Consider the following 10735-nt stretch of genomic DNA (forward strand, 5'->3'; position numbering starts at 1 on the left):
AGGACAAACAACGATCCTTAGAGGCTTAAGAAATAGAAAAATGAGAGGTAAATCCCTCTCTTATTTTACAAAATATGAAAACCAACTCCCAAAAGTCCGCTTTTTAGCGGACTTTTGGGTCAGCCCCATTTATACATAAGCATTTGCCGATAGAAGAAGAGGTGATGGACATGCTAATTGGAGGGTTTTCTTGTATCATGTCCATTGCAGTCATGACAATTGTATATCTTTGGAGAAACAATCGAGCGCAACAGGTAGCTTTCTTATGGGTTTTTTGTCATTTTTTCTTGCTTCTTTTAGGCAAGACAGAGATATCGCATGATTTGCTTATTAACCGAGATTAGGAAACTGACAAAAAAACAATCGCAATAACAAGGCATGGTGAATATGAGTACCAATCGCATTAACAAGTAGTATATTACCACTAGGATGTGAATTAGCAGATATAAAATATTGAACATATATCGTGAAAAGAATCACGATGGTGACTAATCACCATCGTGATTGATAAAAACCAAAGTTTATAACTAAAAATTCTGATCTTCACATTAACGGGCTTTAACTTACAATTTATTTACTACTCAGTAACTTCACGGAGATTTTCAGAAATTTTGTTTTACTCCACGCTGTTCCTCCCTGTGCAAGTGGATCAACAACATTGACGAACACTTTTTTATTTTTCACAGCTTCTATACTTTTCCAAATTGGATTTTTTTGCAGTTGCTTCAATGCATCAGTATTATTTTTGTTCTCTTCTGTCGAGAATTGGACAAAGATATAATCAGGGTTCATGGCGCTGAATTTCTCAAGAGACATCACTTCCTGAGATTTCGCCTTTTTAATCTCATTTGGCACCATCAATCCTAAATCTCTATACAGCGTAGGATTGAAAAACACATCTTTATTATAAATCATAATGTTGCCATTTCTAATTCGGATCGCAACTACTTTTTTCCCTTTCAGCTTAGTACCTAACTTTTTCTTAGCCGTCGTCAGTTCAGCTTTGTAGCTTTTGATGATGTTCTCTGCCTGCTGTTTCTTTCCCGTTAATGTAGCTAGCAACCGTAAGTTGGCTTCCCAATCTGTCGAGATGTGGGAAACTGGAATTGTGAGGGCGATTTTTTGCAATTTATTCAACACATCTTTCGGGAATTTGGTCGAAGCTAAAATAACATCTGGTTTTAGTTTGACGATGGTCTCCATATTCGGCTGAGTTTTTTCACCAATGGATACCGTAGAACCTGTAATTTTTTTGAACATACTTGGAAACTTCCCACCAATCGTGATGCCCCCAATAGGCTTCACATCTAGGACAAGGGCATCTTCCATCGTTTCCATGCTTCCGGTTATCACAATTCTTTCCACTGGCATAGGAACAGTATACGTCTTCCCAAGATATTTAATTTTAATCGTCTTGCTGGTGGCTGCCTCGACTATTGCTTGTCCTCCACCAATAGCTAAAAGCGTAATAAGTAGAACAATGAAACTACGATGAAGCCACTTCCATATTTCCATTAGCGCACTCCCTTTCGCCATAATAATTAATTATAAATAATCCTTTTGTTTTCATCTGTAAACATAAAATATTTAGAACATTTTATAATATCAATGAATTAGTTATAAATACTCGAATTCTTCTAAAACAACTAACAAAAAAGTCTACTTAATACTGATTTATTTTTTCGAGATAGTTGTCTGGGCATAAAAAGCAATATTAGCTAAATTAGTTGATGAATTGATTGAAGCATCATAAAAATTATAAGGTGAGAAAATAAGATCTAATTGTTTCGATTGTTTGGCTTTTAAATAAAGCTCATTTGGCTCAAATTCAAAAAATTCGCGAGCAATCCATTCATCACTGTTGGTTACCACTATAAGTGAATCATTGACCTCAACAGGATAAGGTAAGTTATTTTTTATTTCTACTGTAATAACTAAGCTCCCATCTTCTTTCCAATTATTACTAATAGGTTTAAACAATATAGTCTGTTTAAATGAGTCATCTAATAATCTTGCTAAGACTACGGAAAACTGCGAACGCTTCACAGGATGGCTTGGACGATATTTATTATCTGGATATCCTGTTGTAATATAGTTATCAACAAGGCAAGAAACATAATCGTATAGCCAACTATCTTTATCAATATCATCAAATTCCGAACCAAACACATAATCTAAATGATAAGATTCAGCAATAATTTTTGCCATTTGCCCCCTTGTTAATGTATCACGAGGTTTGAAATAACCATTGTTACCCACCATGATGCCCTCATCTGCAAGTGTAGCAACATACTCATATCCATAATCCCCAGGTTTAATATCTTTAAAATTAGGATTTGGACGGTTTTTTGTATCTAGTCCTAACGCCTTTACTAACATTTCGGCAGCTTCTATTCTTTTCATGTCGAGATTGGGAAAGAAATTCTTGTTTTTTTCATTGATAATTTTTTTGTTGACCAAATAATTTATTTCATCATAAGCCCAATGACTAGAATTCACATCAGAAAAGGAACCCGTTGCGGCCACAGGACTTATAGACGACAAAAATAGCAATGAGGTACAAAATAATAATGTTTGTAGAAATAAACGTTTCATTTGGATTTCCTCCCATTTTATTTTGTTTATTTATAAAAAATGCATAGAAATATCAACGCTCATCTTGCGACATAAAACAGAAATAATACATTTCCATTAAAAAAATTAAATCTTTCTAACATGTTAGCTGTACGAGCTATATGAACAATTCGCACAGACTAATAGCAAAGAAATTTATTACATGCTATTTTTTGATGCAAATCGTAAAGCTCGACTAGCAAGGGCTGGTAAAACTGAAATATGCCCTTCTCCAATAAACTCATAAAATTCTACATACAATCCAAATTCAACTAAATTGGAAAGACGCTCTGCCAGTTCTTCAGCATGAACGTTAATCCGGCTTTTGTGGCTTCTTTCTAACTCTCCAGCCGCCAAAAGTACGTTAACGTTGAGTGCTTCTTGTTTGATGCGAGCAACAAAGCGTTGTTCCGCTTCAAGCAATAGTTGTTTACTCCAATGAATAGAAGGACTTCCAGCAATGTACGTTTTGAAAGCAGTCGGCTTCGTAAAAAGCACCTGCAGAGCAAAGAGACCACCGAGAGAATGGCCAAAAATGGCTTGCCTCTTCCGATCGATTGGCAATTCTTGCTCTATTTTAGGCTTCAGTTCAGTTTCAATAAATTCCAAAAAAGTTGCTGCTCCTCCCATTTCCGGCCATGCCTTTCCATCTGGACGATCAGGTAATTCGCTTTCCGGAACAGACATGGTAAAATCGTAAAAGCGGGCAGGCGAAAATGCCCTTTCTGTTGGATAACCAATACCGACTATCACTGTCGGAATAACTCCTGTGCGATCAGGACGTTCTGCCTGCACGCGCATTGCTTCCACCATCGTGCCAAATACCACATTGGCATCAAGTACATAAATCACCGGAAATCCCGAAGGAGGCGGATCCGCATAAGGTTGAGCAACAAAAATCCGATATTCACGATTCCCACAGCGAGAATACATCACAAACTGCTTCGTTCGTGGAATGGTGAACTCACTAATGCTTGACGGATGAATAATTGAAGAAAATAACTCTCTTTCTTTAGAATCCAACCTTATCCCCTCCATTTTTAACATAGACAATTCGATATTGGCTAACTCCTTTTGCATATTAGGGACTTTCTCCCCCCTCTCTCTAACCTTCAATTGGAAATATCATCCCAATATAGCTTTCCTTTAACATAGAACAAACCTCAACCTTATGCCTGATTAGAAATAGTCGTTAATTGCGAAGCTGGAATACGCGATCGAGCGGGTGGAATCTTTGCAGGATAGCCGATATGGAGATTGCCAACGGCTTTCTCTCCGGGCTGAATTCCCATCGCTTTCCGAAAAATAGGATCATGCAGCCATCCATATGTCTCCCACACCATGCCGATCCCTTTTTCCCATGCGAGCAGACTAAAATTATGGATCACACAACTCGTTGCTGCATAATCTTCTTCTCTAACAACCAAATTAGGGTCCTCCCTCATCAACACCGTTAAAATCATCGGAATAGACATGATTTTATCGTAAAATTTTTGGCCGATTTCCTTTCTTTTCAATGGGTCCGCTTCTTTGTTTTCTTTCATTGTCCGCACGGCATCAGCAATTTTTCTACGGCCTTCTCCATATGTTAAAATAAACCGCCAAGGCTGAGTCAGACGGTGATTAGGAGCCCAAACAGCTGTATCAAGCAGCTCCATTACAAGCTCAGGTGATACAGGACGATCTTCAAATATATGAACGGAACGGCGATCTCGCAGCAATTGGCTCAGCTCCATAAGCAACCCTCCATTTTTCAGTTTTCGAGATGTCCCCTGTTCGCTTACACTTTTGTTTTAAATAACAAGTACACGAAGTAAGGAATGCCAATGATGGCGATGACAATTCCGACAGACAGTTCGACAGGTGCAAAAACCGTTTTAGCAATAAAGTCTGAAACCACTACTAGCAACATGCCAATCGTTCCGCTAATAGGGATGACGCGCTGATGATAAATCCCGACGAGACGCTTGGCGATATGGGGAGCAATCAAACCAACAAAGCCGATGTTTCCAGACACAGACACGCACGCACTGACAATACCAATACTCGTCAGTAGCAATATATTTTTTTCCTTTTCAGTAGAAACCCCTAAGCTTTTTGCACTATTTTCCCCCAATTGGAACAAATCGAGAATATAAGCTTTGCTTATAATAATCGGCACCAGCAGAATGATCCACGGCAACATGGCAACAATATATTTCCAATTTGCGTTCCAAATGCTTCCCGCCAGCCATACCGTCGCCATTTCAAAATCCTGTGGATTCATCTTTAACGATAAATATAAGGATAGAGCCCCAAAACCAGACCCTCCGGCAATTCCTACAAGAATGAGGCGCTGCGTATCTAAATGGCCATTCTGTCGAGCAAATAGATAAATCAGCAGGGCGGCACCCAATCCGCCGACCCATCCAAACAGCGGCATCGCTAAAATTGATAACCAATCGCTTTCCACTGTCATGCGCCCTCCAAAGAAAAGCATAAAAATGACGATCATGGCTCCAGCTCCAGCATTAATGCCCAAAATTCCTGGATCAGCCAAACCATTCCGGCTAATTCCTTGGATGGTCGCTCCGGCAATTCCCAAGCCAAAACCAACCAACGCAGCAATGACAATACGCGGCAGACGGAAATCCAAAATCACCAAATCATGCTCCGGAACCGGATCAATTCGCAGTAGTGTTTTTAAGACATCTTGAACGGTTATATCAAATATTCCATTTGTTAGACTAATATAAATGGCCAACAATATAATGACAATATTACTAAATAACACTAACCAATAGCGCTTGGCTGAAGGATTAAGCATCCTTTCCTCCCCCTCTCGTATAAATTAAATAGAGGAAGAAAGGCACACCAATCAAAGATGTAACGACCCCGATCGGTGTTTCAAACGGATAATTCAAAAATCGGCTTAAAATATCGGAAAGCGCCAAAAAGATCGCCCCAAGAGCACCGGCACAAGGAATAATTCGGCGATAATCAACCCCCACTAAAAACCTCGTCATATGAGGAATAATCAAACCAACGAAACCGATATTGCCAACCAAAGCAACAGAAATGCCTGTCAAGATAACCACGCTGGCGATCGCCAAGGCCTTGATCACCATCGTTTTCTGACCTAAGCTGACCGATATTTCCTCTCCTAACGACAAAATAGTAATCGATTTAGAGATTATGATGGCAATAGCAAGGCCAACAATGGCAAAGGGCACTGCCAATTTAATTAAATGAGGATCCATTTGATGCAGCCGGGCATTGTACCAAAAGCTCACATCCTGTGAAACTTGAAAATAAGAAGAGAGAGCGGCTGATATGCTGCTCAAAAATGTTCCGATAATCGTTCCAATAATCGCCATTCGAACAGGCGACATTCCATTGGGCAGGACGGAGGCCATCCAGAACACGAAGCCTACGGCAACAGCTGAACCAACCAACGAGTACATGATCATCTCAAGCGAAGAGGCGCCCGGCTGAATAATCATGCAAAGTGTAATCGCAAAAACCGAACCATCTGAAACCCCCATAATGGAGGGAGACGCTAAATAGTTCCTTGTCATCCCTTGCATAATCGTTCCTGAAATCGCAAGGAATGCACCAATCAAAAGAGCACCGATCACTCTTGGCAGTCTGGAATGCCTGACAATTTGATGATTCACATTATTCGGATCAAAATCAACTATCGCTTTCCAAACAGTCCACGCATCTATATTTTTGGCCCCATACAAAATAGATGCGATAATGATAAACACTGCCACAATCGGTGAAATCCATAAAATCAAAGCTGACGGAGAAATTCTTAATTGCATATTGACGCTACCTGCCTTGTATTATTCGTTGCCGAGCTTCTCCACAGCTGCTTTCAAGAAATTGATTTTGCTCCACGCTGTGCCGCCTTGTGCAAGCGGGTCGACAACGTTGACGAACACTTTATCATTTTTCACAGCATTGATGCTTTTCCAAATTGGATTGTTTTGCAGCTCTTCAAGTGCTTTAGGATTGTTTTTATTTTCATCTTCTGAGAATTGCACAAAAATATAGTCAGGATTCATTTCGCTAAATTTCTCTAAAGAAATCATTTCCTGAGCTTTCGCATTTTGAATTTCTTGAGGTACGGTCAGTCCTAAATCCGTATATAGCGAAGGATTGAAAAATACATCTGGCGGATAGATCATAATATTTCCGCTGCGAATGCGAACCGCCACGACCTTTTTATCTTTTAGCTTGTCTCCCAGCTTCGCTTTCGCTTCTTCCAAGTCTTTTTTATATTGGTTTAATACTTCATCAGCTTTGTCTCGTGTTCCAGTAACTTCTGCCAACACACGCAAATTCGCTTCCCAATCTGTTGAGATGTGAGAAATCGGGATCGTTGTTGTTATTTTTTCCAGTTTTTGCGCAACATCTGGCGGGAATTTTGTCGTCGAGAAAATAACGTCTGGTTTTAATTTTAAGATTTCCTCAATATTAGGCTGCGCTTTCTCACCGATAGAGACAGTAGAGCCTGTAATGTCCTTAAACATTTCTGGGAACTTGCCGCCAACCGTAATGCCCCCAAGCGGCTTTACTCCTAACACAAGCGCATCTTCCATGGTTTCCATGCTTCCAGTGATAACGATTTTATCCGTTTTGACTGGAACTGTGTAATCTTTTCCAAGATAATGAATCGTATGTTTTTCATTTAGATATGCTTGTGTTTCTTGTTTTTTATTCGAGCGATCCCCCGATTTTTCAGGCGCTGATGATTCTTTCGCGCCGCAAGCGCTCAATACTAAAATAAGTAGAGCTATCAGACCTAGATAAAGATAGTTTCTCTTCATGTCTCTCTTAAGTCCTCCCCTCACCCTCTATGTGATAACGATTATCATTTATGATTATAATTTAGATCTTCCACCCTGAACATGGACAGTATCCGAAATTCATTTTGGACAAATTCCAGAAAAAAACTTTAACGATTCATCAATAATTCGATCGTGGGCATATGCCGAGTACTCCACCCACGGATCGGAAGGAAGCACATATACTTGATGATGGCGAACCGCTTTCAGTTCTTGCCATGGAAATGAATATTGCAATTGATTCCAAAAAGCTAACGTTTCTTCTTCCTGCCTAATTAATAGTAACAAATGATCCGCATCTATTTGAGCAAGCTGATCGAGCACAATAGGCTCGTTGTAAACACCGCTCTTAGGATACGCGGCATTCATTTGCAAATCCTGATAAAACACCTCTGACATGCCACGATTACAATGAGCATATAAATGCTGCTTCGAGATTCGCACGACCAAAAATGTGTCCTCTCCTACTTCTCGCTTTAGCTGTTGTCTAGCAAACTTCACCTTTCGATCATACATTTGAAGCCAGTTCTCTGCTTCCTTCTCTTCTCCTAAAAATTCAGCCGTCAGCATCAGCTGCTCCCGCCAGTTTTTCTCAGTCCACGGAACATAAAAAATAGGAGCAATCTGTTCAAGCCTCGCCTTCTCCATCTTTTCAAGATCGTCTGTGCTAATAATCACATCCGGCCGCTCATGGGACAGAGCCTCAACTTTCGATTCCCAATCTTGGTTTTTGCGATAAGCACTGAGAGGGACAGAAATATCGTCACGGTACATTTTGTAATAATATGCCGTCCATTTCGGATGAAGCGGCGCCGCATAAGGAATAATCTTTAATGCAAGCAATTGGCCGGTAATCGGAGACGTATAAGCAGCAATTTTTCGCCGGCGGCTTTTCATATAAGCGGTCGGCGTAACCCCTACCTTCTTTTTAAATTTACGGCTAAAGTAAAATTCATCATGATAACCAACCTGATGGGCGATATCACGCAGTTTAGCGTCGGATTGCGCCATCAGACGCTTTGCCTTATTCAGCCGAAGCTCTGTTAAATAATCCATTGCGCTCATTCCATACGTTTTTTTGAACAAATCTACAAAATATTTAGGACTAATATTGGATATCCTTGCTAATTGCTCAATCGTCAAATTCTCATAAAAATAACGTTCCATATAGTTTTTAGCTTCCTCTAGCGATGTTCGTGATTCTTTAGGAAAAGGCGAACGATGCTTCATGATATAATAAAACAGCTCTTGGAAAGCAAGCTGGCAGCGAAACCGTTCCAGCTCATCCTCGCTTCGCCAATGATCATAAATTTCATCACATAACGAGATCAGCCGATCCGCAGGAAACACAGGGATTTCCCCCTGTAACGGAAAGAAGCATTCCCCGTGATCGGATAGGCACTCATATCCTGAACCTTTCCGTTGAAACACGTCAAACTTAAACAAGAACATTTTACTTCTTGCTTCTATTTCAATTCCATATGTATCACCAGGGGAGCACATATAAGCGGTATTCTGCCGCAGTCGATACCTGTGACTATTTAACATAAAATGTCCTTGTCCACCTTTAACGATCATCAGTACATGAGAAGTTGTAAGCTGCTGTTCGATCCGCCAATCGCCTTCTTCTTTGATAAACTGCATCTCCCGCATTCTAAAAAACGAGCAATCCCAAGCAAACTCATCGGCCTCTTGCTTGATCATTTCAGATTGGACCATGATCTTTCTCCCTCCTTCTTGCTTCTGCATCTATACATGAAAAAGAGCGATTTTATTCGAGCTTTGACCATTCATTGTTATTTAGCGTTTGATAATGATTATCATTATTATAATAATTATATCAAATCATTCCCTTTTTCACAATATACTCCCATTCAAGTTCAACTATTTGATATAGATAGCATCTGAAAAGAAAGAGAATAGGGTGTTTTCAACACACGAAGATCAGGAACACGCAGACACACGGCAAAAAAACAAGGCTGTTCTCCTGTTGAGAACAGCCTTATCCATCCCTTCTCAATCATTCACATCTTTATTTATTATACTCATCTTTCCAGCCAAACCCTTCCCTCAGCAACCTTCCAGAATCATATCGTTCTATTTTTTGGCTCGCTTTATCCAGCAAAGCTAATGAGGCCACATAACCGTTATCAATCTCTAACGGATACATCGTTGCACGGTTTAGGCAATCAGGGTCATCTTTCAAATAAAGTAACCGTGGGGTTTGATGAGGCGCAGATACGATCACATGCAATGGAGAAATTTGCAATCCCTTGCCCGTTGCTTTCAATATCGCTTCTTTCCTTGTCCAATATGTATAAAAAGCCCTCTTTTGCTCCTGAGGCGATGCTTGAAGCACATGATATTTTTCTTCCTCTGCTAGCACTTCATTGGCCATTTGCCTTACATCTAAAGCGTGAGAGTCATCCATCCACTCAATGTCGACACCAACGGGGATGCCAGCTGTAAAAGCAACGAGAACTCTCTCACCGGAATGAGAAATCGACCATTGCAATGAACGGTCAGGCAGCTGCGGACGGCCATGAGCCTTACGACAAGCCGAGCAAGTGCGATCAATCGGCACTTCATGCGGAGCCATATTGAGCTGCGCCGCTAATACAAAGCGACTTAATACACAACCGATCATAAAACGAGCTCGATCTTGCCCCTTCCGAAATGATTGTACTCTTTCCTTTTCCTCCGCATTCAGCAATCGAATATGCCACGATTGTAGATCGCGGATGTTAGCGAGCCAAACCTGGCACGCATGCTTCGTTAAATGAGGAACTGAATTCGCTATTTCCCATTCCACCACGGCAACCATTCTCCTCTCTCATTTCCGTTTTGCTTGATCGTGTGGAAAATAAAAGAAGAGTTAAGCAGGTGTTCTAAGGGCTTGATCCTTTCCTGCTCAACTCCGATTTGGCACCGTTCATTGCCAAGTTAAAGTCGTTAAGTTTTTATTTAACCTATTCATCAGGTGTAGGTGGAAGAGTCCACAGAAGCCACTGCTCTACGACAAGTGTTGAAGCTACTGAACTTGATCCACGGTCTAGGCGGATGATCTATTTTATTTTTTGATTTCTCGCAAACTGTTAGGCCTCATGTCCGTCCAGTGTGTATGAATATAATCGTGGCAAGCGGCACGTGTATTTTCTGAAAACACAATTTTCCAACCGGAAGGAACCGCAATGGAGGACGGCCAGAGCGAGTACTGGCCTTCCTCATTGATTAAGACAACATAGGTCCCATCTTGATTTTCAAAAGGGTTGGTCATTTTATACCTCTCC

General features: G+C 40.6%; 10 protein-coding genes. All 10 read right to left on the minus strand.

Annotation, left to right across the window (positions count from 1 at the left end):
* Nucleotides 1-570: 570 nt before the first annotated feature.
* Nucleotides 571-1515 carry an ABC transporter substrate-binding protein gene (locus K1I43_RS14330; protein WP_019417005.1) on the minus strand — a complete coding sequence of 315 codons (945 nt, stop codon included), beginning with the start codon at nucleotides 1513-1515 and terminating at the stop codon, nucleotides 571-573.
* Between the two features lie 159 nt (nucleotides 1516-1674).
* Complete coding sequence (locus tag K1I43_RS14335; RefSeq protein WP_019417004.1) at nucleotides 1675-2595, minus strand: S-layer homology domain-containing protein; 921 nt, start codon at nucleotides 2593-2595, stop codon at nucleotides 1675-1677.
* A gap of 177 nt (nucleotides 2596-2772) precedes the next feature.
* Nucleotides 2773-3636 (minus strand): alpha/beta hydrolase, encoded by an 864-nt coding sequence (locus K1I43_RS14340; RefSeq protein WP_019417003.1) that lies wholly within the window; start codon nucleotides 3634-3636, stop codon nucleotides 2773-2775.
* A gap of 146 nt (nucleotides 3637-3782) precedes the next feature.
* Nucleotides 3783-4349 carry a nitroreductase family protein gene (locus tag K1I43_RS14345; RefSeq protein WP_220382685.1) on the minus strand — a complete coding sequence of 189 codons (567 nt, stop codon included), beginning with the start codon at nucleotides 4347-4349 and terminating at the stop codon, nucleotides 3783-3785.
* A gap of 44 nt (nucleotides 4350-4393) precedes the next feature.
* On the minus strand, nucleotides 4394-5419 hold the full coding sequence (locus K1I43_RS14350) for a FecCD family ABC transporter permease (RefSeq protein ID WP_019417001.1): 1026 nt from the start codon (nucleotides 5417-5419) through the stop codon (nucleotides 4394-4396).
* Nucleotides 5412-6419: a FecCD family ABC transporter permease gene (locus K1I43_RS14355; RefSeq protein WP_019417000.1), complete on the minus strand. Its 1008-nt coding sequence runs from the start codon at nucleotides 6417-6419 to the stop codon at nucleotides 5412-5414. The genes K1I43_RS14350 and K1I43_RS14355 overlap by 8 nt, the downstream gene beginning before the upstream one ends.
* 21 nt (nucleotides 6420-6440) lie before the next feature.
* Nucleotides 6441-7427 carry an ABC transporter substrate-binding protein gene (locus K1I43_RS14360; protein WP_019416999.1) on the minus strand — a complete coding sequence of 329 codons (987 nt, stop codon included), beginning with the start codon at nucleotides 7425-7427 and terminating at the stop codon, nucleotides 6441-6443.
* A gap of 99 nt (nucleotides 7428-7526) precedes the next feature.
* Nucleotides 7527-9164, minus strand: a complete 1638-nt coding sequence (locus K1I43_RS14365) for an AraC family transcriptional regulator (RefSeq protein ID WP_019416998.1) — start codon at nucleotides 9162-9164, stop codon at nucleotides 7527-7529.
* A gap of 313 nt (nucleotides 9165-9477) precedes the next feature.
* Nucleotides 9478-10269 carry a 4'-phosphopantetheinyl transferase family protein gene (locus K1I43_RS14370; protein WP_019416997.1) on the minus strand — a complete coding sequence of 264 codons (792 nt, stop codon included), beginning with the start codon at nucleotides 10267-10269 and terminating at the stop codon, nucleotides 9478-9480.
* 246 nt (nucleotides 10270-10515) lie between these two features.
* Nucleotides 10516-10722: an MbtH family protein gene (locus tag K1I43_RS14375; RefSeq protein ID WP_019416996.1), complete on the minus strand. Its 207-nt coding sequence runs from the start codon at nucleotides 10720-10722 to the stop codon at nucleotides 10516-10518.
* Nucleotides 10723-10735 lie beyond the last annotated feature (13 nt).

Origin of the sequence: Anoxybacillus sp. ST70 (genome assembly GCF_019553625.1) — a bacterium.
GTDB classification, from domain to species: Bacteria; Bacillota; Bacilli; order Bacillales; family Anoxybacillaceae; genus Anoxybacillus; species Anoxybacillus gonensis.